General features: G+C 61.3%; 20 protein-coding genes. All 20 read left to right on the plus strand.

Going from position 1 to position 23,755, the window contains the following annotated elements; all coding sequences use genetic code 11:
- Window positions 1-754 precede the first annotated feature (754 nt).
- The 20 genes from cydD to FBZ99_RS17415 all read left to right on the plus strand — a co-directional run bounded on the left by cydD (window position 755) and on the right by FBZ99_RS17415 (window position 23,750).
- On the plus strand, window positions 755-2,404 hold the full coding sequence (gene cydD, locus FBZ99_RS17320; protein WP_371864858.1) for a thiol reductant ABC exporter subunit CydD: 1,650 nt from the start codon (window positions 755-757) through the stop codon (window positions 2,402-2,404).
- The gene (gene cydC / locus FBZ99_RS17325) at window positions 2,401-4,092 is read left to right on the plus strand and encodes a thiol reductant ABC exporter subunit CydC (protein WP_145634115.1); all 1,692 of its coding nucleotides are present in this window, start codon (window positions 2,401-2,403) and stop codon (window positions 4,090-4,092) included. The genes cydD and cydC overlap by 4 nt, the downstream gene beginning before the upstream one ends.
- Window positions 4,093-4,171: 79 nt before the next feature.
- Entirely contained in the window at window positions 4,172-5,767 is a 1,596-nt protein-coding gene (locus FBZ99_RS17330; RefSeq protein WP_145634118.1) for a cytochrome ubiquinol oxidase subunit I, read from the plus strand.
- Window positions 5,768-5,773: 6 nt separating this feature from the next.
- Complete coding sequence (cydB, locus tag FBZ99_RS17335) at window positions 5,774-6,928, plus strand: cytochrome d ubiquinol oxidase subunit II (protein WP_145634120.1); 1,155 nt, start codon at window positions 5,774-5,776, stop codon at window positions 6,926-6,928.
- Between the two features lie 18 nt (window positions 6,929-6,946).
- On the plus strand, window positions 6,947-7,072 hold the full coding sequence (gene cydX / locus FBZ99_RS17340; RefSeq protein WP_113390170.1) for a cytochrome bd-I oxidase subunit CydX: 126 nt from the start codon (window positions 6,947-6,949) through the stop codon (window positions 7,070-7,072).
- 332 nt (window positions 7,073-7,404) lie between these two features.
- The gene (locus FBZ99_RS17345; protein ID WP_113351086.1) at window positions 7,405-8,808 is read left to right on the plus strand and encodes an aminotransferase-like domain-containing protein; all 1,404 of its coding nucleotides are present in this window, start codon (window positions 7,405-7,407) and stop codon (window positions 8,806-8,808) included.
- Window positions 8,809-9,005: 197 nt separating this feature from the next.
- A complete protein-coding gene (locus FBZ99_RS17350) occupies window positions 9,006-9,410 on the plus strand; it encodes a DUF983 domain-containing protein (protein ID WP_145634122.1) in 405 nt (134 codons plus the stop codon).
- Window positions 9,411-9,672: 262 nt separating this feature from the next.
- Entirely contained in the window at window positions 9,673-10,383 is a 711-nt protein-coding gene (locus FBZ99_RS17355; protein ID WP_113351088.1) for a FadR/GntR family transcriptional regulator, read from the plus strand.
- Between the two features lie 88 nt (window positions 10,384-10,471).
- Complete coding sequence (locus FBZ99_RS17360; RefSeq protein WP_371864946.1) at window positions 10,472-12,004, plus strand: ABC transporter substrate-binding protein; 1,533 nt, start codon at window positions 10,472-10,474, stop codon at window positions 12,002-12,004.
- A 57-nt stretch (window positions 12,005-12,061) separates the two neighbouring features.
- Window positions 12,062-13,021: an ABC transporter permease gene (locus tag FBZ99_RS17365; RefSeq protein WP_113351194.1), complete on the plus strand. Its 960-nt coding sequence runs from the start codon at window positions 12,062-12,064 to the stop codon at window positions 13,019-13,021.
- A 3-nt stretch (window positions 13,022-13,024) separates the two neighbouring features.
- On the plus strand, window positions 13,025-13,900 hold the full coding sequence (locus FBZ99_RS17370) for an ABC transporter permease (protein ID WP_113351090.1): 876 nt from the start codon (window positions 13,025-13,027) through the stop codon (window positions 13,898-13,900).
- Window positions 13,901-13,920: 20 nt separating this feature from the next.
- On the plus strand, window positions 13,921-14,835 hold the full coding sequence (locus FBZ99_RS17375) for a dihydrodipicolinate synthase family protein (RefSeq protein WP_113351091.1): 915 nt from the start codon (window positions 13,921-13,923) through the stop codon (window positions 14,833-14,835).
- Window positions 14,836-14,837: 2 nt separating this feature from the next.
- Window positions 14,838-15,857 carry an ABC transporter ATP-binding protein gene (locus FBZ99_RS17380; protein WP_371864936.1) on the plus strand — a complete coding sequence of 340 codons (1,020 nt, stop codon included), beginning with the start codon at window positions 14,838-14,840 and terminating at the stop codon, window positions 15,855-15,857.
- Entirely contained in the window at window positions 15,858-16,811 is a 954-nt protein-coding gene (locus tag FBZ99_RS17385; protein WP_113351092.1) for an ABC transporter ATP-binding protein, read from the plus strand. It begins immediately after the preceding gene.
- 227 nt (window positions 16,812-17,038) lie between these two features.
- Complete coding sequence (locus FBZ99_RS17390) at window positions 17,039-17,923, plus strand: AraC family transcriptional regulator (protein ID WP_113332739.1); 885 nt, start codon at window positions 17,039-17,041, stop codon at window positions 17,921-17,923.
- A 201-nt stretch (window positions 17,924-18,124) separates the two neighbouring features.
- Window positions 18,125-19,210, plus strand: coding sequence for an ABC transporter substrate-binding protein (locus FBZ99_RS17395; protein ID WP_112344940.1), 1,086 nt, complete (start codon window positions 18,125-18,127; stop codon window positions 19,208-19,210).
- Between the two features lie 86 nt (window positions 19,211-19,296).
- A complete protein-coding gene (locus FBZ99_RS17400; RefSeq protein WP_145634124.1) occupies window positions 19,297-20,118 on the plus strand; it encodes an ATP-binding cassette domain-containing protein in 822 nt (273 codons plus the stop codon).
- On the plus strand, window positions 20,115-21,365 hold the full coding sequence (locus FBZ99_RS17405) for a sugar ABC transporter permease (RefSeq protein ID WP_145634125.1): 1,251 nt from the start codon (window positions 20,115-20,117) through the stop codon (window positions 21,363-21,365). The genes FBZ99_RS17400 and FBZ99_RS17405 overlap by 4 nt, the downstream gene beginning before the upstream one ends.
- Before the next feature lie 25 nt (window positions 21,366-21,390).
- The gene (locus FBZ99_RS17410; RefSeq protein WP_113351196.1) at window positions 21,391-22,119 is read left to right on the plus strand and encodes an SDR family oxidoreductase; all 729 of its coding nucleotides are present in this window, start codon (window positions 21,391-21,393) and stop codon (window positions 22,117-22,119) included.
- Window positions 22,119-23,750, plus strand: a complete 1,632-nt coding sequence (locus FBZ99_RS17415; RefSeq protein WP_145634128.1) for an FGGY-family carbohydrate kinase — start codon at window positions 22,119-22,121, stop codon at window positions 23,748-23,750. The genes FBZ99_RS17410 and FBZ99_RS17415 overlap by 1 nt, the downstream gene beginning before the upstream one ends.
- Window positions 23,751-23,755: the final 5 nt, after the last annotated feature.

The following is a 23,755-nucleotide window of genomic DNA, read 5'->3' on the forward strand; positions in this document are numbered from 1 at the left end:
CCCGGACAAGCAAACGCGTACCCAGCACATCGATAATGAGAGCATCCGTCAAGTCTCGTTGCCGGCATGATGCAAACCATACATATCTGTGGGCCCTCGGCCGATGACTGCTCGTCTCGCAGTCGGCGCAGTCCTTTCGAGCAGGTGATTCGCCAGCCTGGCGTGAAGTTTAGCGCAATAGAGGTCAAATGGTCGCGGTTTTCATCTCCGATCGCATAGCGAGCGGCCGTGGATTCGCGCTTCCCGAAATAGACGTCAGAATCGGGAAAATTGCTGCATTGCAAACAGTTTAGCCGCCGGACGATGGAGTGCCGCTATCGCAACAATCTAGAAATATCATGGGCTTCTGCGTCAATCTGACATGGCTGTGGCGAAGCCCTGCGACATCCTGCACGCTTTTGCGCAGTGCACAAATTATCTTAGAACCATGTCGCGAACAGCTTGCCATGAGATCAACCCATCGGCGAGACGGGTGCTGCTATTCTTGTCGCTGACAAGAGGCAGAAAGCCAGTCATATTGGGGCTCCGATATCGTCGATTGCGGCAAGTGCGTTCTGGGTTCGACGAAAGATTGATGGTCTGCAATGCAGTTCATTCGATCTTTATTGGTCCGCGAACCCTCCTCGATGACACTGACTGGAAAGGACGGGCTCACGTGACAGCCTCCTCCGCCACCGATGGAATGTTGGAAAGACGCAAGGTTGCGAACCCTGCGTCGCAGAGTTCGATTAACGACAAGGCGGCGAGTGAGCCGATGGCCGCAAAGTGTCCTGGCCTCCGCCTTGCATCGGTGCTGCTCTGCCTGTCTTCTCTCGGATGGATCGGTCAGGCGGCGATGCTTGCTGTAGGTGTCGGCGCGATCAGCGATGGTGGCGGTGTCGGCGAGGTCGCGGTTCCGGCCGCCGTAGTTGCGGGTATCGGCGTCCTGCGGGCATTCCTGGATGCGGTGGGCGGGCGCCTCGCATTTGTCGCTGCGCGCCGGGAACTGAGCGCGCAGCGTGCGGCGGCAACTGCAGCTCTTGCGGCATGTTCCCCCCTCGACAGCGGCAGGCCGGCCTCCGGTTTGGCGGCAAGTGTGCTGGGCGAGCAGGCGGAAGCGGTCGTTCCTTATCTCGCGCGCTTCCGTCCGATCCGCATGAGAGCAAGCCTGGTGCCGCTGGTCATGCTCCTCTGTATCCTGCCGATTTCCTGGCTGGCGGCGCTGATCCTCACGCTTTGCGCGCCGCTCATTCCGATTTTCATGGCGTTGATCGGCTGGCGCGCCAAGGCCGCCAGCGAGAGGCAGCTCGCCGAAACCGGCGGCATCAATGCCTTCCTGCTCGATCGTCTTCGCGGCCTCGCGACCATTCGCGCGCTCGATGCCGTCGACCTCACGGCCGGGCGCCTGCGCGCCGATGCGGACTCATTGCGGCTGCGTACCATGGCTGTGTTGAGGATCGCATTTCTGTCTTCGGCGGTGCTCGAATTCTTCGCCGCGCTCGGCGTTGCTGCGACGGCCGTTTATGTCGGCTTCAGCCTTTTGGGCTCGATTGAAATCGGGACCTGGGATGGTCGTCTCACATTGACACAGGGCCTCTTCATTCTGCTGCTCGCGCCTGCGTTCTTCGAGCCGTTGCGGGAGCTGTCAGCCGTTTGGCACGATCGCGCCGATGGCGAGGCAGCACTTTCGGCATTGAAAGAGCTGGCACCATCGCGCCAAACCATTCTCGGCGGCGCCGAATTGCAATCGTCCACGCCGACAAGCCAAGCCTCCGTCGAGATCGAAGCGCTGGTCTTCCGCCATACGCCGGGACGAGACGCCGCAATCGATCATTTCGATCTCTCCATCGGGGCCGGGGAGCATGTGGCACTCTGGGGTGCCAGCGGCTCGGGCAAGACCACACTTCTGTCGCTGATTGCTGGCCTTGCGCGACACGAGGGCGGCGTCATCAGGATCGGCGGCATCCCGCTGCGTGACGATACCGCAGATGCATTGCGGCATCGAATGGCGTGGATCGGGCAATCGCCTCATATCTTTGCGGGCAGCGTCATGCGCAATATTGCCTTGGGGCGCGGTGGTATCGATGCTCCCGCCGTTGCTTCGGCTCTGGAAGGTGCGGCTCTCGATCGGGTCTTTACCTCGGAGCGGATAGCTGCGGTCGGCGAGGGAGGGCTCGGTCTTTCCGGCGGCGAGGCGCTGAGGCTGATGCTTGCGCGGATGATGGTTGATGAGCGAGCCGATATCATCCTGGCGGACGAGCCAACAGCCCATCTTGACGCGCGGACTGCGGCCGCAGTCACGGATACCCTGCTCGCGCTCGCCAAGAGCCGCATCCTGATCGTCGCCACGCACGATCCCGTGCTTGCCGCGCGAATGGATCGCATCGTCCGGCTCGATGAGCGGGCGCGGAGGGTAACGGCATGAGGACGTCCCTCAAGATCCTCCTGCCGTTGGTCAAGCTGTTCTGGGTCGAGCGTGGCGCGCGCCTCGCTCTCGGCGCAGGCTTGTCCGCGCTGGCCATGCTTGCCGGCGGTGGGTTGCTGGGGTTGTCCGGCTGGTTCATCACCGCCTCGGCCTTTGCAGGCATGACGGTCGCGAGTGCCGCGGTTTTCGACGTGTTTATGCCGTCAGCCGGCATACGCCTGCTCGCCATCGGCCGGACGGCTGCCCGATACGGCGAGCGGCTTGTCACGCATGATGCGACCCTCAGGGTTCTTGCCGCCTTGCGCGAGAGGTTGTTTCGCGGCTGGGCGGAGCCTTCCGCGGCTGCGGTCATGATCCGCCGGCCGGCAAAGCTGTTGTTCCGCCTGACGAATGATGTCGATGCGCTCGATTCCCTCTATCTGCGCGTGCTTGTGCCGGCCGTTGTCGCCATTCTTGCCGCTATTGCGGTAACGATAGCGCTCTGTTTCATCGGTCCATCGTTCGGCGCCATGGCGGGGCTTTGGCTTGTCGCGCTCTGTCTTGGTCTTTCTATTGTCGCGGCGCGTCTGGCGCTGAAGCCAGGACGTCGCCGCGCCCACGCGATGGAAGCGTTGCGTGCTCGGGTTGTCGATCTTGTCGCCGGTCAGACCGATCTGGCGATGGCTGCACAGCTGCAGGCACAACAGGCGGCGATCGTCGAAGCGGATCAGCGATTGGCGAAGGCTGACAGCGCCTTGAATAGGATCGACAGTGGCGTCGCAGCCGGCTTTTCACTTGGCTCGACATTCCTGTTGACGATGACACTGCTTGTGGTTGCCCTCTTTGCCAAGCAGGGCGCGATTGGTGCGCCTGCCGCAGCCTTCGCGCTGCTCATCGCCTTCGCTGCCACGGAACCTTTTGCGGCTCTTAGACGAGGGGCGCTCGAACTCGGACGAACCCTGCTGGCTGCAAGGCGCATTGCACCTCGATTGAACTCGGCCGCCGCTTCCATGCCGCGGGTTGAACCGGTTGCCGGCTACGCCTTTCAGCTCAGCGCCGCCGCCGCCGGACACGGGGGAGCTCTTAGCCCGGTCCTGAACGATCTGTCTCTGTCGCTGCCGGTCGGCGAGCGGCTGGCGGTCGTGGGTGAAAGCGGCGTCGGCAAGTCGACATTGCTGGCCCTGCTGGCAGGCGAGATCGCTGCGACGAGCGGCGCGGTGGCTTGTCAAGCTGCTGCGACGCTAACGCAGCGCAGCGACGTGTTTCGAGACACGGTGCGAGGCAACCTGAAGCTGGCAGCGCCTCATGCGAACGACGAACGGCTGCGCGATGCTCTCGCAACCGCCGGCTTGGTCGACGACATCGATGCACTCCCTCATGGCCTTTCCACGCACCTCGGCGAAGGCGGCAGCGGCCTCTCCGGCGGCCAGCTTCGCCGGCTGGCGCTCGCAAGGCTCCTGTTGCGCGATACGCCGCTCTGGCTTCTCGATGAGCCGACGGAAGGCCTCGATGCCGCAACGGCCCGTGCCGTGCTTGCTCGGCTGGCCTCGGTGGCCGATGGGCGCAGTCTCGTCATTGCTACACATATTCGTCGTGAGGCTGCCTTGGCAGATCGGATCGTCGCTCTGAACGACGGCCGCATCGTCGCCATGGCTGTGCGCGGCACGCCGGAATTCGAAATGCTTCTCGATCGGCTGCGGCCGGACTGAGGGGCAACCAACATGCCCGCGGCGTGTCGAATGACGCCGCATTCCTGTCAGACACACCGTAGGGGGTGGGGGAAAGACTATGGAACTCGATATCGTGGCGCTGTCGCGCCTGCAGTTCGCCATGACGGCGCTGTATCACTTTCTGTTCGTGCCATTGACGCTCGGCCTTTCCGTGCTGCTTGCCATCATGGAGACGACCTATGTCATGACCGGCCGCCAGATCTGGCGGCAAATGACGAAGTTCTGGGGGACGCTCTTCGGCATCAACTTCGTGCTCGGCGTTGCAACCGGCATCGTGATGGAATTCCAGTTCGGCATGAACTGGAGCTACTACAGCTATTATGTCGGCGATATTTTTGGCGCGCCGCTGGCGATCGAAGGATTGATGGCCTTCTTCCTGGAGGCGACTTTCGTCGGTCTGTTCTTTTTCGGCTGGGACAAGCTGTCGAAGGTTGGCCACCTGGTCGCGACCTGGGCGGTGGCGCTGGGATCGAACTTCTCGGCGCTGTGGATCCTGATTGCCAATGGCTGGATGCAGAACCCGGCTGGCTCGGCGCTCAATCCACAGACCATGCGCATGGAGATCGTCAGCTTCTTCGATGTCGTCTTCAATCCGGTGGCGCAGGCGAAGTTCGTGCACACCGTCTCGGCCGGCTATGTCTGTGCCTCGGTCTTCGTGCTTGGTGTCTCGGCCTGGTATCTCCTGAAGGGCCGCAGCGTCGAGCTCGCGAAGCGTTCGATGACGGTTGCCGCATCCTTCGGCCTGGCTTCGGCGCTTTCGGTCGTCGTGCTTGGCGATGAAAGCGGCTATCTGACGACCGAACATCAGAAGATGAAGCTCGCGGCAATCGAAGCCATGTGGAAGACCGAACCGGCGCCGGCCGCCTTCACCGCTTTCGGCTTCCCAGATCAGGAGGCCCGCGAGACCCATTATGCCATTCACATTCCATGGGCCATGGGCCTGATCGGGACGCGGTCGCTGACGACGGAAATCCCTGGCATCGACAAGCTCGAGGAACAGGCCAAGGACCATATTCGGGAGGGTATCAAGGCTTATGACGCGCTGATGAAGATCCGCGCAGCCAAGCCGGCAACGCCCGGCGAAGTCTCGCAGGATGTTGCCACTGCACGCACCTCCTTCGAGGATATCGGCCACGAGCTCGGTTATGCTCTGCTGCTCAAGCGCTATGTCGACGATCCTCGCCAGGCGACGGAGGAGCAGATTGCGCAAGCGGCTCGCGACACCATTCCGAATGTGCCGACGCTCTTCTGGTCATTCCGCATCATGGTCGGCCTTGGGATGTTCTTCATCCTGCTGATGACGGTCTTCTTCTTGCTCTCGGCTCGCCGGAAACTGGATCGCTATCCGCTGCTGCTGAGGATCGCGGTCTTCGCCATTCCGCTGCCCTGGGTCGCCATCGAGCTTGGCTGGGTCGTTGCGGAATTCGGCCGTCAGCCATGGATCATCGAAGGCGTGCTGCCGACGGCGGCGGCCGTCTCCAATCTTGGCGCCGGCACCGTGCTTCTCACCATCCTCGGTTTTGCCGCGCTCTACACCATCCTCATCGTCATCGAGATGATGCTGATGATCAAGGCGATCCGCAATGGCCCCGAAGCGGATGACGAGCCGGAGGCCAAGCTGATTTCCGAAAACCTAGTTCCGGCTGCGGAGTGACCTGCCATGATCCTGCATGAATTGATCGATTATGAGACCCTGCGCATCATCTGGTGGCTGCTTCTCGGCGTGCTTTTGATCGGTTTTGCCGTCACCGACGGCTTCGACCTCGGCGTCGGCACGCTCCTTCCCTTCGTCGCAAAGACGGATACGGAGCGACGCATCGCCATCAATTCGATCGGCGCGACTTGGGAGGGAAATCAGGTCTGGCTGATCCTCGGCGGCGGCGCTATCTTCGCCGCCTGGCCACCGCTCTATGCGGTGTCCTTCTCCGGTTTCTACCTCGCCATGTTCGCCATCCTCTTCGCTCTCATCCTGAGGCCGGTTGCGTTCAAATACCGTTCCAAGCGCGATAGCGCCGGCTGGAAGGCGGGCTGGGACTGGGCCTTGTTCGTTGGCGGTTTCGTTCCGTCGCTGATCTTCGGCGTAGCGGTCGGTAACGTGCTGCAGGGCGTGCCGTTCCGGTTCGACGACGATATGCGCATCTTCTACGAAGGCTCCTTCTTCGCGCTTCTGAATCCATATGCACTCCTCTGTGGTCTGCTGTCGGTTGCCATGCTCGTCATGCACGGCGCCGCCTGGCTTCTCGTAAAGACAGATGGAGTTGTCGCCGAACGCGCGCGTCGGTTCGGCACGGTGGCGGCTCTGGTTGTGATCGTGCTCTTCGCGCTCGGCGGCCTGTTCCTTTGGATCGGCATAGACGGCTATCGCATCGCCAGTGCAATCGATGTCGAAGGCCCATCCAATCCGCTTCTGAAGACGGTCGAACACAGCGCGGGCGCATGGCTTGCCAATTATGGCAGCCATCCATGGATGATGATCGCGCCGGCTCTCGGTTTCCTGGGTGCGGCAGTGGCCTTGCTTGCCATGCTCGGGCGGCGTGAAGTGACCGTGCTGCTGTTCAGCAAGCTTGCCATCTTCGGCATCATCTCAACCGTCGGCGTCTCGATGTTTCCCTTCATCTTGCCGTCCTCACTTGATCCGCGCTCCAGCCTCACGGTCTGGGACGCTTCGTCCAGTCATCTGACGCTCTTCATCATGCTCGTCGTCGCCGTCATCTTTCTGCCGATCGTGCTTGCCTACACCGCATGGGTTTATCGCGTGCTGTGGGGCAAGGTTGACGAGGCGACGGTGAACGATAAGGGCGGCCACGCCTACTGATCTGCAAGGAGATTTCGCATGTGGTATTTTGCCTGGCTTCTCGGCTTCCCTCTCGCCGCAGCATTCGCTGTCCTCAACGCCATGTGGTACGAACTGGTGGATGATCAAGCGAAAGCGAAAGCCGCGCTCACTCAGGAAAAATGAGCGAGCGTCCCATCCTTGATGGAACTTTGCCATATGATCGGCACGCCGGACCAAAACCGGCGTGCCGCGCTCGCAAGAGCGAATGGCGATAACCGGGATATAGGTTCCTGGGTTTATGACTGCCGAGTTGGTCAAACAGCTTTGTCATGCCGTCAATTACGGGAGTATCGGCTGGTTCAAGGCATTCATGGCTCGAAAATATTGGGATATTTGGTTTTCTTAGAGATGAAAAATGCGGTAGATAGCTCCACATAGCGGGAATTGTATGCAATGATATGCCATCAATGCCGGCCGGAGTTTCAGCTCAGGTCTGGTCTCGTGCGGAGCATGAAATGAAAGACTGGCATCCCGATCTCAGCCGCTCCTCCAGCCCCCGCTACATTGCCATAGCCGACTTGATCGAGATGGATTTGCGCAGCGGCGTTCTTGCCGCCGGGGACAGGTTGCCGCCGCAACGCGCGCTTGCCAAGCGTCTCAGCATCGATTTTACGACCGTTGCGCGCGGCTATGTCGAGGCGCAGAAGCGTGGGCTTGTGGATTCCCATGTCGGACGCGGGACGTTCGTGACTGGCAGGCAGGAGAGGGAGCGCCGAAGTTTTGCTCTCGACGCCGCTTCCGATCCGCGTCGTGCCTCCGCGATCGATTTTTCGATGAATCTCCCGCCGGAACCGAGCGATCCGGATCTTCTGGCCCGCATGCAGGAGGGCATGTCGGCCGTAGCGGTCGATCTTATTCCCTTGCTGCGGTATCAGGGATTTGGCGGCCTGGCTGTGGACAAGGAGGCCGCCGCAATCTGGCTCAGCCGCCGGGGCCTCACCCCGACACAGGAGCGCATCTTCATAACACCCGGCGCGCACCCGGCCTTGCTGGCGATCTTTGGCCTCTTGGCCAAGCCAGGCGAAACCGTTCTCTCGGAAAATATTACCTATCCCGGCATGCGTTCGATTGCGGCGCAGCTCCGGCTCAATCTCTCGGGCCTGGCGATGGATGAGGAAGGTGTCTTGCCGGAAGCTTTTGAAGACAGCTGCGAGCGCCTGCGACCGAAGGCGCTTTACCTCAACCCGACACTGCAAAATCCGACGACGCTGACGATTCCGCAGGCGCGGCGCGAAGCGATTGCCGCAATTGCCCGCAAATATCGTGTGCCGATCATCGAGGACGATGCCTATGGCTTCATTCCGCTGGATGCGCCAGCGCCAATGGCTGCAATCGCCCCGGATCTGACCTGGCATATCGGTGGATTGGCAAAGTGCATCGGTGCGGGGTTGCGTTTGGCCTTCGTCGTGGCGCCGGATACCCGGTCGATATGGCCCTTCGTGAGTGCGATGCGAAGCAACAATGTCATGGCGTCGCCGCTCAACATGGCGCTTGCGACGCGCTGGATCGAAGATGGCACTGCCGATGGTATTCTGCGTTTCATTCGTACGGAGGCCGCCGCCCGCCAGGAGATGGTCGCTGACACATTGCCATCAGGCAGCTATCGGGCTGACCCCATCAGCTTTAACATCTGGCTGCCGCTGGGTAACGGCTGGACGCGTGCCACCTTCGGCAGCCATATGCGCAATGCAGGTATCGGCGTTGTTGCAAGCGACGCATTCACGGTAGACGGCGTGGCACCTGAGGCCGTGCGCGTTTGTCTCGGTGGCCCAATAGGCCGCGAGGCCTTGAAGGGTGCCTTGAGTTTCATGGCGCATGCGCTGCAGGGGCCGCCGGAATTGGCCGCCTCCTTTTTCTAGTCTTCTGGCGCAACATCGCTATTGATGGGAGCGGCGCAGGCTCCTTACCGCGCCTATTCTCTTCATTTGCCGAAATTGCCACTGCGTCATTCTGCCGAATGGACGTATAGAATGCATTCATTATATTTAGAATGAATGCATGCAATATGATTATTGATTGCCTTCCCTTGGAAGATTGATTCAGGAGTGATGCTGTCATGGATGCCGATTATCCCCCGCTGAGCCCGCTGCAGGCCGGCCTTCGTTGTCGTTGCCCGCGTTGCGGGCAAGGGCGTTTGTTCGATGGATTCTTGACCCTTCGCAAGCAATGCGAAGCGTGTGGTCTCGACTATTCCTTCGCAGATCCCGCCGATGGGCCGGCTTTCTTTGTCATCTGCTTTGCCTGCATCCCGAGCGTCCTTCTCGGTGTCTGGCTGGAGGTGGCGTTCTCGGCGCCAGTGTGGGTGCAGTTTCTGGTGACTGGCCCCTTCATGCTGGCGACCTGCATTCCGCCATTGCGACCGTTGAAGGGATGGCTGATTGCGAGTCAGTACTTCTACAAGGCCGAGGAAGGCAAGCTTGTTCGTCTGCCGCAGGCGGACGGGCCTCACGCAACAAATTGAGGCCTGCTGTCGCTAGAGAACCAGAGCAAAGTTTGCAACGGATGGCTACGAGGCGATCAGAAGAAGATCGCCAAACCGACTTTCTCGGACTGATTTTCTCGGCATGGCATGGCTCGACCCTTTTCGTCGCCTGCGTTTCCGAAGCCTCCGGATATCAAATTGGACGACGATGGATGTTGCTTGATTTCAATTTTCCTGTCCACTTGACGGATATCCTACAAGTCAATAAGTTGCACGCCATGTCCCGAGGAGCTTGGGTGTCATGGTGGGAAAAGTCATTCAGCCTTTGACGCGCGCACCCTTGCTGCATGTCTCCGTGCAGGAGAGTTTGCGCAGCTATATTGCCGATAACGGTCTCGAGGCGGGCACGATGCTGCCGGCGGAGGGCGAGCTCGCGGCGCAATTGGGTGTCAGCCGCAACTCTCTACGCGAAGGCATAAAGGCGCTGGAATCTCTCGGTGTATTGGAAACGCGCCGCGGCATCGGCATATTCGTCAAGGCATTCTCCTTCGCGCCGCTGCTCGACAATCTCGCCTACGGGCTCGGCGATGCGCTGCGGCATATGGAGGAAGTGCTGGAAATCCGCCGCACGCTCGAAGTGGGCCTGATCGGCAAGACGCTCGACATGATCGGGCCGGAGGACCTGGTGGAACTGCGTGCCACGACCGACCGCATGCGCGCTCACGCCGAACGCGGCGAACCTTTTGCCGAAGACGATCAGCTCTTTCATCGCCTGCTGTTTCGCTGCCAGGGCAACGAGACCTTCGTTCGGCTGATCGATGTCTTCTGGCTTGCCTTCTACAAAGCGTCCCGCTTCTTCGATCTGGACGATGTCGATCCCATGGCCACCTGGCGTGACCATGAGGCAATCGTCGATGCGCTGGAATCCAGAAATCTCAAGGAGGTGCGCATGCGCCTCGACCGTCATTACGAGGGAATTTCGCAGGTGATCGCCAACAACAAGAAGAAGTAGCGATCGCAACCACGAGAGGAGGATCATCATGAGGAAAGCTTTTCATCTGCCTGCAATCGCGTTGGCAGCTTTGCTATCGGCCACTGCGATGCCCGTCTTGGGTGGCCTAGCAGTACCTGCCGCCGCCGCTACCATGTCCGGGGGCTTCGATGTCGGCCCAGGCGGCTTCCAGGGCAACTTCAATCCGCTGGCGGCAACCGCCGGTCTCACCTGGCTCAGCACCTACTTTGAGCCGCTGGTCAGCTACGATGAAAAGCTGCAGAAGATCGTCGGTGTGCTTGCGTCCTCCTATGAGGTGAGCCCGGATCAGTTGACCTATACGTTCAAGCTTGCCGATACCAAGTGGCATGACGGCAAGCCTTTTACGGCCAAGGACGCCAAATTCACCGTCGATCTTGCGGCCAATGCCAAGACCGGCTCGATCTTTGCCGCCCGTTTTAAACTCCTGTCATTCGTCGAGACGCCGGACGACCATACGCTTGTCATCAAGCTTTTCGCGCCTTCCGCGAGCCTGCTTGATACGCTGGCCAAGATCATGGTGCTGCCTGAGCATGCGCTTGCCGCCGTGCCCGTCGATCAGCTTGCGAAGAGCACTTGGTGGTCGACCTCGCCGATTGGGACGGGGCCGTTCAAGTTCGTCAAATATGTGCAGGATCAATATGTCGAGCTGACAGCCAATCCCGACTATCGCGGCGGCAAACCCGTTCTCGATCGGCTGATCAACCGCTATTTCGCCAATCCGGCGGCAGCGATCTCGGCGCTGCGGGCAGGCGAGATCCAGTTCACCTATGTCGATTCCAACGATGTGCCGACCTTCAAGGACGACAAGTCCTTCAAGATCATCGAGGGCGATTCCTTCGTCGTCAATTATCTTGGTTTCAACCAGGATTCGCCACTGTGGAAGGATCTTCGCGTCCGGCAGGCCGTCATGTACGCCATCAATCGCGATGCGATCATCAAGAGCCTCTATGACGGAGCGGCAAAGCCCGCCAATTGCGCTTATGTCGCCAATCAGTTGGTTCCGGACGGCATCGAAGCCTATCCCTACGATCCGGCCAAAGCCAAACAATTGCTCGACGAGGCCGGCTGGGACAAGATCAACGGCAGCAAACCGATCACCTTGCTGACCTATTATAACACGCCGCTTGCAACGAACGTATTGGCGGCCATGCAGGCCATGCTGGCGCAGGTCGGCATCAATGTCGTGCCGCGCGCCGTCGACGCGCCGACGTATAATGGCATCGTGCTGAACCCAAATGCCGACGCATCGCAATTCCAGCTTGTCTATGCGGGCCTTCAGAACGGACCCGATCCGAGCAACATCAACACCGGGCTCAACGAAAAGCAGATCCCGCCGGCGGGCGCCAATGTGGTGCGCGCACGCATGCCCGATCTGACCAAGGCGCTAGATGCGGCGATTGCCGAGACGGACGCCGGCAAGCGTGATCAGCGCTACCAGGATGTCTGCAAGGTCATGAACAAGGATCTGCCCTGGGCGACCATGTGGGTGGCGAACCGCTATGGCGTGGTTTCGTCCAAGGTGAAGGATTTCATCTGGACACCGGCGCCGGGCGGCGGGCCATACATCGCGCATCCGGAAGCGTGGAAGCTCTCAAACTAGGTTTTGAGCCGGCTGCAGGCTCGGTGGCTGGCGCATTCCGCGAAACGCAGGTTCGATATGCTGCACTATGGTCTCAGGCGTCTTGTAATCGGCATCGGCATGCTCGTCGCCTTGAGCATACTGGTCTTTGTGTTGCTGCGGTTGACGCCGGGCGATCCGATCGATGCCTATATCGACCCGAGCACGCCTTTATCTCCCGCTGCGATGGCCGATTTGCGTGAGCGCCTCGGGCTGGATCGGCCGCTGCCGCTGCAATATGTCGGCTGGTTGCAGCAGGCTCTGCAAGGCAATCTCGGCTATTCCGTCAAGCGGCTGGATCAGCCTGTTCTGACGCTGGTTCTGTCTCGCATCGGTCCGACGGTGCTGCTGATGGGCTCGGCCCTGATCATGGCGATCGTCGCCGGCATTGCTGCAGGCGTCATCGGTGCCGTCAGGCGCAATTCAGTCACGGATATCTCGCTCTCCGTGCTGGCGCTTGCCGGCATATCGAGCCCTGCCTTTCTGAGCGCGCTTCTTGGTCTTTATATTTTTGCGGTGCGTCTCGGCTGGCTGCCCTCGGGCGGCATGCTGACGCCCGGCGAGGACTTTTCCATCGGCGACCTGCTTTGGCATCTTATCCTGCCGGCTTCGCTTCTGGCGATCGCGCAAGCCGCGCTCATCATGCGCTATATGCGCGCTTCGCTGCTGGAGGTCCTCAATCAGGATTATGTGCGCACCGCGCGGGCCAAGGGCGTGTTCGAATTCTGGGTTATCGTCAAGCATGCCCTGCGCAATGCGCTCCTGCCTGTCGTAACCGTCATCGGCTCGACCATAGGTCTTGCCATCGGCGGTGCGATCTTCGTCGAAAGTGTCTTCAACTGGCCGGGCATGGGCCTGCTTCTCGTCGATGCGGTCACGTCGCGCGATTATCCCGTCATCATGGGGGCGACGCTCGTCATCGGCGCCTGCGTCATCATCGTCAACCTGCTGACCGATCTCGCCTACGCAGTGATCGATCCCCGCATCAAGGTGGGCTGAGCGATGCTGGCGCGAACCGAACGACCAAGCCATGGGCCACTTGCCCGAGCATTCGATCGCTTCCGGCTGAACGGGGCGGCCCTTTTCGGCGTCTGCGTTGCCGTACCGCTGCTGCTGCTGATCGTCACCTATCCGCTATGGTGGCGATTCCAGCCCAACGACATCGATCTCCTGGCCATGAACGCGCCGCCCAGTGCGACGCACTGGTTTGGAACGGACGGCGTCGGGCGCGATGTCTTTGCCAGAGCGCTCGAAGGCGGCCGTATATCGCTGATGGTCGCGGCAGGTTCCACCGTCATTTCGGCCATCATCGGTTTTCTGTTCGGCTTCGTGTCTGCCTTTGCCGGCCGCTGGGCGGATGCGCTCAGCATGCGCTTCGTCGATCTGGTCATGACCTTGCCGCCGGTGATCTTCCTGCTGGTGCTGGCCTCCATCACCGGCACGGGCATCTTGCCGACGATAGCAGTCATATCGCTGCTCTCCTGGCCGCTGCTGGCCCGTATGGTGCGTTCCAGGCTGCTGGAACTGCGCGAACGCGATTTCGTCACCGCTGCGCGCGGCATGGGGGCAGGGCTGCCGCACCTGCTGCTGCGCCACGGCATGCCGAACTGCATCGATATTCTGGTTGTCTACGCCACGACGCAGGTCGCCAATGCAATCCTCTTGGAGGCTGGGCTTTCCTTTCTCGGTCTCGGCATTGCGCCGCCCGCGGCGAGCTGGGGCAATATGCTGAATGCGGCCCGCTCCACAGCCGTTCTCGAACAATATCCGTGGCAATGGCTGTTTCCCGGCGCAGCTCTGGTGCTTGCCGTCCTTGCCATCAATTTCATCGGCGACGGGCTGAGGGATGCCTTCGATCCGCGCGCCGAGCTTCATTGAACCCAGGAAAGAAAGAGACGATGAGTAAATTCAAGGGTGTGGTGCCTCCCGTTGTAACGCCGCTGAACGACGATTTCACTGTGGATTACGCATCCTATACTAGGGTGCTGGAGCATCTGATCGATGGCGGCTGCCACGGCGTCTTCGTGCTGGGCTCCACCAGCGAGGTCGTCTTCCACGACGAAAAGACACGGCGGGAGATCATCGAGCATTCCGCCAAGGTCGTGAACGGGCGGGTGCCGCTGCTGGTCGGTGTCATCGACCCCACGACAGACCGCGTGATCGCTCATTCGAAAATCGCCAAAGCGGCCGGCGCCGACGCCGTCGTCGTCACCGCTCCGTTCTATACGGTGACCAGCCAGTCAGAGATATTGGATCACTTCCGCTGCATAAGAGATTCTGTCGATGTACCGCTCGTCGCCTATGACATCCCGGTCTGCGTGCATGTGAAGCTGCAGCGCCAGACGGTGGTGACACTCGCCAAGGAAGGGACCATCATCGGGCTAAAGGATTCCAGCGGCGACGACGGCAATTTCCGCTATGCGCTGCTCGATCTTGCCGATCACAAGGATATCTTCCTGATGACCGGCTCCGAAATCGTCGTCGACAATGCGCTTCTGATGGGCGCGCATGGCGTGGTGCCCGGTATCGCCAATGTCGATCCACATGGCTATGTGCGGCTATGGGATGCCGCGCAGCGCGGCGACTGGGCCGCGGCGCGGCGCGAGCAGGAAAGGCTTTGCCGCCTGTTCGAGATCGTCTGGGTCGCGCAGGGCCGCGTCAGCGGCGGTGCCGCCGGCATCGGGGCCTTCAAGGCAGCGATGAAAAGCCTCGGCATCATCGATACCGCTGTCATGCCCCGCCCGCGCGCGGCACTGAATGCGGAGGAAACGGCCAGGATCGATGCGATCCTGAAGAATACGGGGCTGCTGTAGGTATGATAGCGCCGGCTGCCCAACCCGTTCTCGATATCAGAGGGCTCAGGACCGTCTTCCGCACCCGCGGCGGCGAGTTGACCGCTGTCAGAGATATCGACCTGACCATCGACGCGGGCGAGACGCTGGCGCTGGTCGGCGAGTCCGGTTCGGGCAAGTCGGTGACGAGCCTTTCCGTGATGCGGCTTCTGACGCGCAATGTCGGGAAGGTCGCAGCTGGCAGCATTCGGTTGCGGGACAGGCAAGGCGTCGTCAGCGATCTCGCCACGCTGGACGACAGCCATATGCGTGAGATCCGCGGCGGCGCTATCGGCATGGTATTCCAGGAGCCGATGTCGAGCCTCAATCCAGTGCTGACAATCGGCGATCAGATTGCCGAGCCGATCCGCATTCATCGGCGGGCAGATCGTGCTACCGCGATGCGTGAGGCGATCGCGCTGTTGGAAAGCGTCGGAATTCCCGATGCGCAACGCCGCGTCAGGCAATATCCGCATGAACTATCCGGCGGCATGCGGCAGCGCGCGACCATTGCCATGGCGCTTGCCTGCGATCCGGTGCTGCTGATCGCTGACGAGCCGACGACGGCGCTCGACGTCACAATACAGGCGCAGATCCTCGATCTCCTGCAGCGGCTGCAGCGGGAGCGCGGCATGGCGATCCTCTTCGTCACGCATAATCTCGGCGTGGTGGCAGAGATCGCCGATCGCGTCGCCGTCATGTATGCCGGCCGGATTGTCGAGGAAGGGCCGACGGAAACAGTGTTCCGCAATCCGAGGCATCCCTATACGCGCGGCCTTTTGGCCTCCATGCCGCGGCTCGGCGAGGCGACACGGATGCGGCAGGCAGGCGAGCCGCTATACGCTATTCCCGGTGTCGTGCCGAGCCTGACGCGAATGCCATCCGGCTGCGCTTTCGCGCCGCGTTGCGCCCACGCGATCCAGGCTTGCGGCGCGGCGGTGCCGCCTCTCGATGCTGTCGATGCAAGCCATGCGAGCCGCTGCATCCGCTGGCGGGAGATTTAGATGACCGAAGCGCTTGTCTCCGTTCGCGATCTTGCCAAGAATTATGTGTCCCGCGGCGCAAGGCTTTCCATACTTCGCGATATCTCCTTCGATATCGGAAAAGGCGAAGTGGTGGGGCTCGTGGGAGAGTCCGGCAGCGGCAAGACGACGATCGGCAGGTCCATCCTGCGATTGATCGAGCCATCGGCCGGCAGCGTGCGCTTCGACGGCACGGAAATGACCATGCTCGGCGCCGGCGATCTGAGGCGCATGCGACCGCGCATGCAGTATATTTTTCAGGATCCCTTCGCCAGCCTGTCGCCGCGCATGACCATCGGCGAGATCCTGATCGAGGGGCTGAAGATCCAGCGTATCGGCAGCCGTATGGATCGGCTGGATCGGGCACGCGCGGCGCTCGAACAGGTGGATTTGCCGGCGGACGCGATCAATCGCTATGCCCATGAATTCTCAGGCGGCCAGCGCCAGCGGATCGGTATTGCGCGCGCACTTGCGCTCGGGCCGGAATTTCTGGTCGCCGACGAACCCGTTTCGGCACTGGATGTCTCCATTCAGGCGCAGGTCATCAATCTGCTGCGCGGCCTACAGCAGCGTCTCGCGCTTACCATGCTGTTCATCTCTCATGATCTTGCGGTGGTCGAATATCTCTGTGATCGCGTCATTGTGCTTTATCTCGGGCGGATCATGGAGATTGCTGCAAGCGCTGATCTGTATGCCCGGCCACGCCACCCCTATACCCGCGCGCTGCTCTCGGCCATTCCCTCACCGGACCCGGACAGTAGACGCGACCGGCAAATCCTGAAGGGCGATATTCCGAGCCCGGCAAATCCGCCGAGTGGCTGCGTCTTCCGCACGCGCTGTCCCTTCGTGCTCGAGGCCTGCGCGACGACGGTTCCGCAATTGCGGGAGATTGCGCCGGGGCAGTTCAAGGCATGTATTCGCGACGATCTCGATTGATCCCGCTTTCAGGCTGATACGGATCTCGCGACGCGGCTTGCTATGTCGCACTGCACATTTGACCAAACGGGCCACCCTTGATGTCAAAAAAGTATCGGTTGGGCGTACAAGGCGTAGTAGCGGCAGGCGCCTATGAGAGGTAGATTTACCACATAGAAGACGCGATGGCCTCTGGGAGGAGGCGCCGTAGCCGTAACGAATGCGGACGGACGAAAGGAGGTTTGCCGATGAATCCCGATTTGGAAGTGGTCGCGATCGGCAGCGGAGAATCCTTCAAAGCGTGGGAGCACGGCTATCCCTACCGCACGGTGCGTTGGCATTTCCATCCCGAATACGAAATCCATCATGTCGTCGCGACAACGGGTCAATATTTTATCGGCGACTTTATCGGCGAGTTCGAGCCCGGCAATCTAGTGCTGACAGGACCGAACCTCCCGCATAATTGGGTGAGCGACGTGCCTGCCGGTGTCACCCTGCCGCTGCGCTGCCGCGTCCTGCAATTTTCCGAATCCTTCTTCGCCGATGCCAGCAAGGTTTTTCCGGAACTGTCGGCCTGCGCCGGTATTCTTGAGACGAGCCGCCGCGGTGCGCTCTTTACGCCTGAAACGGCGGCCATCGTCGGTCCGATCCTCGGCGAACTGGTGGAAGCAACCGGTATCCGCCGCATCGAACTCTTCATGAATATTCTCGATGCGATGAGCTGTGCCGAGGGCACGCGTACGCTCGCCAGCGCCGGCTATCAGCCGGACCCATCCGGCTTCATGTCGGCGGGCGTCAATCAGGCGCTGGCTTACATCAATGCGCACCTCACCGAGCCGTTCAGCGAGTGTGATCTGGCCGAATTGACCGGCCAGAGCCCGAGCGCCTTTTCGCGCAGCTTTCGCCGCCATACCGGCATGGCGCTGGTTCAGTACGTCAATCGTCTGCGTATCAACTTCGCCTGCCATCTGCTCATGAGCAAGGCCGAGATGACGATCACCGATATCTGCTTTGCGGCAGGCTTCAACAATATCTCGAACTTCAATCGGCGTTTTCTGGATCAGAAGGGCATGGCGCCCTCCCGGTTCAGGTCGCTCTTGGCACAGCACGCACGCGCGGTGGAGGCCGCCTAACACAAGGGAGGACAGGGAGGAGAGACAAATTCAGGGCGAGCGAACGGGTTGGCATCTCTGCCGTCTGAAGGAGAAGGCTTGTCCAAAATTACCGCCGCGTCGGTCTGAGATCGCCTTCGGCGACGCATCAACAAGAGCATCGCGTGCGGACAGCCGCGATGATCGAGGGAAACCATTACCATTTGGAACGGAGAAATTCCAATGAACCATTTCGCACTGAAAATCGCCGGCATAACCGCGCTTGCGGTCGGTCTTCTGGCCGGCACTTCCGCCTTCGCGCAGTCGGCCAAAGTCACGGACGCGACCGTCGCCTTCCTGATGCCCGACCAGAGCTCGACGCGCTATGAAGAGCATGATTTCCCTGGTTTCCAGGCCGAGATGAAGAAGCTCTGCGCCGGCTGCAAGGTCATCTACCAGAACGCCAATGGCGATGCCTCGCGTCAGCAGCAGCAGTTCAATTCGGCGATCTCGCAGGGTGCGAAGGCTATCGTGCTCGACCCGGTGGACTCGACGGCCGCCGCCTCATTGGTGAAGCTCGCGCAGAGCCAGGGCGTGCGCGTCATCGCCTATGACCGGCCCATCCCGTCGGCGGCCGCCGACTACTACGTGTCCTTCAACAACGAAGAGATCGGCAAGATGATCGCCAAATCGCTGGTCGATCATCTGAAGGCGAAGGGCGTGAAGGCGGGCGATGGCGGCCTTCTCGAGATCAACGGCTCGCCGACCGATGCTGCTGCCGGCCTGATCAAGAAGGGCATCCATGCCGGTCTGGCCGACGGCGGCTATCCGGTGCTGGCCGAATTCGACACGCCGGAATGGGCACCGCCGAAGGCGCAGCAATGGGCAAGTGGCCAAATCACCCGCTTCGGCAAGAAGATCCTCGGTGTCGTCGCCGCCAATGACGGCACCGGTGGCGCAGCCGTCGCTGCCTTCAAGGCCGCCGGCTACGATCCAGTGCCGCCGGTCACAGGCAATGATGCGACCATCGCTGGCCTGCAGCTCATCATTTCGGGCGATCAGTATAATACGATCTCCAAGCCGAGCGAGATCGTGGCGGCTGCTGCCGCCAATGTTGCGATCGAGCTGCTCTCCGGCGAGACGCCGAAGGCCGACACGAAGCTCTTCGACACACCGACCAAGCTCTTCACGCCGGCCCTGGTCACGTCCGAAAATCTGAAGGCCGAGATCATCGACAAGACGGTCAACGGCAAGCCGATCCAGACGCCGGAACAGCTCTGCAACGACCGCTATGCCGATGGCTGCAAGAAGCTCGGTATCGGCAGCTGAGATCTGCTCCTCCCAGTCTCCGGCTGCTTCGGCGGCCGGAGGCAAAACGCATCCGATAGCATTTCAACCCGAGAAGGTGGCGAGTCATGAGTGACGCTTCCGATCATAGAGCCCCGGACGGCGAGCTGGTGCTCAGCCTCAAAGGGATCTCCAAACACTTCGGCGCCGTCTCGGCACTGACGGATATCAACCTCGATGTGCATGCCGGCGAAGTCGTGGCGCTGGTCGGCGACAACGGCGCGGGCAAATCGACGCTCGTTAAGGTTCTGGCCGGCGTCCATCAGCCGAGTTCAGGCACGATTACATTCCGCGGCAAGCAGGTCACGCTCAGTGACCCCGCAACCGCGCTCGATCTCGGCATCGCCACGGTCTTTCAGGATCTCGCCCTTTGCGAAAACCTCGATGTCGTCGCCAACATCTTTCTCGGCCGGGAACTGAGCCCGATGAAGCTCGACGAAACCGCCATGGAGGTTCGCGCCTGGACGCTGCTGAATGAGCTCGCGGCGCGCATCCCGAGCGTGCGCATCCCCATCGCCTCGCTTTCCGGCGGTCAGCGGCAGACGGTGGCGATCGCCCGTTCGCTGCTGCTTGAGCCGAAACTCATCATGCTCGACGAGCCCACCGCAGCACTCGGCGTCGCACAAACCGCCGAAGTGCTGAACCTCATCGAACGCGTCCGCGACAAGGGGCTCGGCGTCATCATGATCAGTCACAATATGGAGGATGTGCGCGCCGTTGCCGACCGAATCGTCGTGCTACGCCTCGGGCGCAACAACGGCATCTTCTATCCAGATGCCTCGAACCAGGAACTCGTCAGCGCCATCACCGGAGCCACGGAAAACGCCGTGTCGCGACGCGCAGGGCGGCGTCAGGCCCAGCAGGAATTGAGGGAAGGGGGCCAGCCATGAGCCAGGACAGCAAGCAATCGACCATGCTGCTCGACCGCAGCGATGTCCGCGTCAACCATGATACCGGGCTTGGCGCGACTATTCGCTCCTCCATCGACAAGGTGCGCTCCGGCGACTTGGGCTCGTTGCCCGTCGTCGTCGGCCTCGTCATCATCTGGACGGTGTTCGGCACGCTCAACCCGACCTTCCTTTCCAGCAACAACCTCGCCAATTTGCTGTTCGATGCTTCGACCGTCGGCATCATTTCGCTGGGCATCGTCTGTGTGCTGATGGTTGGCGAGATCGACCTTTCGGTCGGCTCGATCAGCGGCTTCGCCTCGGCCATGGTCGGCATGCTCTGGGTCAATGAGGGCTGGCCGGTGGCGTTGGCGATCCTGGCGGCGCTGGTCGTCGGCGGTGTGATTGGCGTGATCTATGCCGTACTGTTCAACCGCTTGGGCATGCCGAGCTTCGTTGCCACATTGGCAGGTCTTCTCGCCGTACTCGGCATGCAGCTCTATCTGCTTGGCGCCACCGGCTCGATCAATCTGCCCTATGGCTCGGCGATCGTAAATTTCGGCCAGCTCCTCGTCATTCCTCGACCGCTTGCGTATCTCTTCGCGCTTATTCCGGGTGTGGTTCTGCTGGCGACCGGCTTGGGCACTGTGCGGCGACGCAGGCAGGCGAACCTCTCCGCGCCCTCCGTCGGCGGCCTGCTGGCGAAGGCGGCTGTCATCACCGTGGCCCTAGAGTTCGTCGCCTTCTACCTCAATCAGGATCGTGGCGTTCCCTGGACGTTTGCCTTGTTCGTGGTGCTTGTTATCGTCATGGACTACGCGTTGACGCGCACGCAATGGGGCCGGTCGATGTCCGCCGTCGGCGGCAATCGCGAGGCAGCGCGCCGCGCCGGTATCAACGTACGCAGGATCTATACCAGCGCCTTCGTGCTTTGCGCCATGTTTGCGGCGCTTGGCGGCGTGCTAGCGGCGGCACGTCTCGCCTCGGCCAGCCAGCAGGCGGGTACAGGCGACGTCAATCTGAATGCGATTGCGGCGGCCGTCATCGGCGGCACCAGCCTCTTCGGCGGCCGCGGCAGCGCCTATTCGGCCCTGCTCGGCATCATCGTCATCCAGTCGATCGCCAGCGGCCTCACCATGCTCGATCTGTCGTCGGCGCTTCGCTACATGATCACAGGCGCAGTTCTTGCCATTGCCGTCATCGTCGACTCGCTCGCCCGTCGTTCCCGCGCCTCGCATGGGCGCGGCTGATTTCTTCAAGAAGGTAAGGATTGTTATGAGACAGGATTTTGCCGGCAAGGTCGCCGCCATCACCGGGGCTGCCTCTGGAATTGGCCTGGAATGCGCCAAATCGCTATTGAAAGAGGGCGCCAGCGTCGCCCTCGTCGACCGGGCCGAAGACAGCCTGAAAAGCCTTTGCGCCGAATTGGGGCCGAACGCCTTTCCCGTCGTCGTCGATCTTCTGAACCCCGAGAGCGTAGCGGCGATGATGCCGCAGATTCTTGGCAAGTTCGGTAAGCTTGATATCTTCCATGCCAATGCCGGCGCCTATATCGGCGGCGAGGTGGCGGAAGGCGATCCCGATTCCTGGGACCGGATGCTGGATCTGAATATCAACGCGGCGTTCCGCTCGGTTCGCATGGTGTTGCCGCATATGATCGAGCGCAAGACCGGCGATATCATGATGACGAGCTCGATCGCCGGTCTGGTGCCGGTGGTCTGGGAGCCGATCTACACTGCCTCCAAACATGCCATCCAGGCTTTCACCCACACGGTTCGGCGCCAGGTCGCCAAGCATGGTATCCGCGTCGGCGCCGTGGCGCCGGGGCCGGTGGTAACGGCGCTGATCAGCGATTGGCCACAGGCAAAGCTTGACGAAGCGATTGCCGCGGGCGGCCTCATGGAGGCGACGGAAGTGGCGGAAGCGGTGCTCTTCATGCTATCGAGGCCGCGGAACATCGTAATCCGGGATCTGGTGATCCTGCCTTTGAGTACGGATCTCTGATGACAGCACCCTATTTCATCGGCATCGATGTCGGCACCGGCAGCGCCCGGGCCGGGGTTTTCGATGCGCATGGCCATCTGCTCGCCGCCGCCAAGCGGCCGATTACCATCTGGCACGAGGCCGGCAGCATCGTCGAGCAGTCGAGCGAGCAGATATGGAGAGCCGTCTGCGACAGCGTCAAAGAGGCTGTTGCAACGGCAAAGATAGCGGCCGGTGACGTTTCGGGCATCGGCTTCGATGCAACCTGTTCACTGGTCGCCGTCAAGGCGGATGGCCAACCCGTGGCTGTCGGACCATCGGGCTATGCCAATCGCAATATCATCGTCTGGATGGATCATCGTGCGGCCGGCGAGGCGGCGGAGATCAATTCAGGCAATCATGCCGTGCTGCGTTATGTCGGCGGCCGGATCTCGCCCGAGATGGAGACGCCGAAGCTCCTGTGGCTGAAGCGAAACCTGCCGCAATCCTTCGCGGCAACGGATCATTTCTTCGATCTTGCCGACTATCTGACCTGGCGCGCGACCGGCTCGCTGCAGAGATCCGTGTGCACGGTGACATGCAAATGGACCTATCTCGCCCACGAGAAGCGCTGGGATGCGCAATATTTCAAGGATATCGGCCTTGGTGAGTTGGCCGACGAAGGCTTTGTGCGGATCGGCACCGAGATCGTCGAGCCGGGTACGGCACTCGGTGGCGGCTTGAACGACGCTGCCGCCGGCGATCTTGGCCTCATCGTTGGTACGCCGGTCGGCGCGTCGCTGATCGATGCCCATGCGGGCGGCGTCGGGACGCTCGGCGGGCAGGGAGCGGACGGCAAAGCCAATGTCCGGCACAGGCTCGCCTATATCTTCGGCACCTCCGCCTGTTCGATGGCGTCGAGTGATGACGCGGTCTTCGTCGATGGCGTTTGGGGACCTTATTATTCTGCCATGGTGCCTGGCCTCTGGTTGACCGAAGGCGGGCAATCTGCGGCAGGGGCGGCGATCGATCATCTCGTTACCATGCATCCGGCAAGTGGTGAGGCGCGTGCCAGGGCCGAAGCGGAAGACTTGTCGCTCGTCGCCTGGCTTGACCGGCAGGCCATGAAGGCGGTCAAGAATGCGTCCGACGCCGTGAAGCTCGCGCTGTCCATTCAAGTCGTGCCGGAATTCCTCGGCAATCGTTCGCCCTATGCCGATCCCGACGCTCGCGCCGTCATCTCCGGCCTCGGACTGGAAACCGGTATCGATGATCTTGTCGCGCTCTATGTCGCCGGCCTTTGCGGCATCGGCTATGGCCTCAAGCAGCTGCTCGAAAAGCTGGCTCAGGACGGCATTGCCTGCGATCTCATCATCGCCAGCGGCGGGGCTGCCCAGAGCGGATTGGTACGTCAGCTTTTGGCGGATACGACCGGCAGGCCGGTCGCTGTCGCCGATACGGAGGAGCCTGTTCTTCTCGGTGCGGCCATGCTCGGCGCCACGGCCGGCGGGCATTGCGGTTCGCTCGTGGACGCGATGGCTGCCATGTCACGGCTGGCGAAGAGGTTCGAGCCGGCGGATGGCACCATCAGGGCGTTGCATGAACGGCGTTACGAAGCTTTCGCGCTGCTGCAATCGGCAGATCGCAGCATCCGCACCTTGATGGCGTCGTAAGTCTG

This window comes from Rhizobium sp. ERR 1071, assembly GCF_007828675.1.
In the GTDB taxonomy this organism is placed as follows: domain Bacteria; phylum Pseudomonadota; class Alphaproteobacteria; order Rhizobiales; family Rhizobiaceae; genus Rhizobium; species Rhizobium dioscoreae.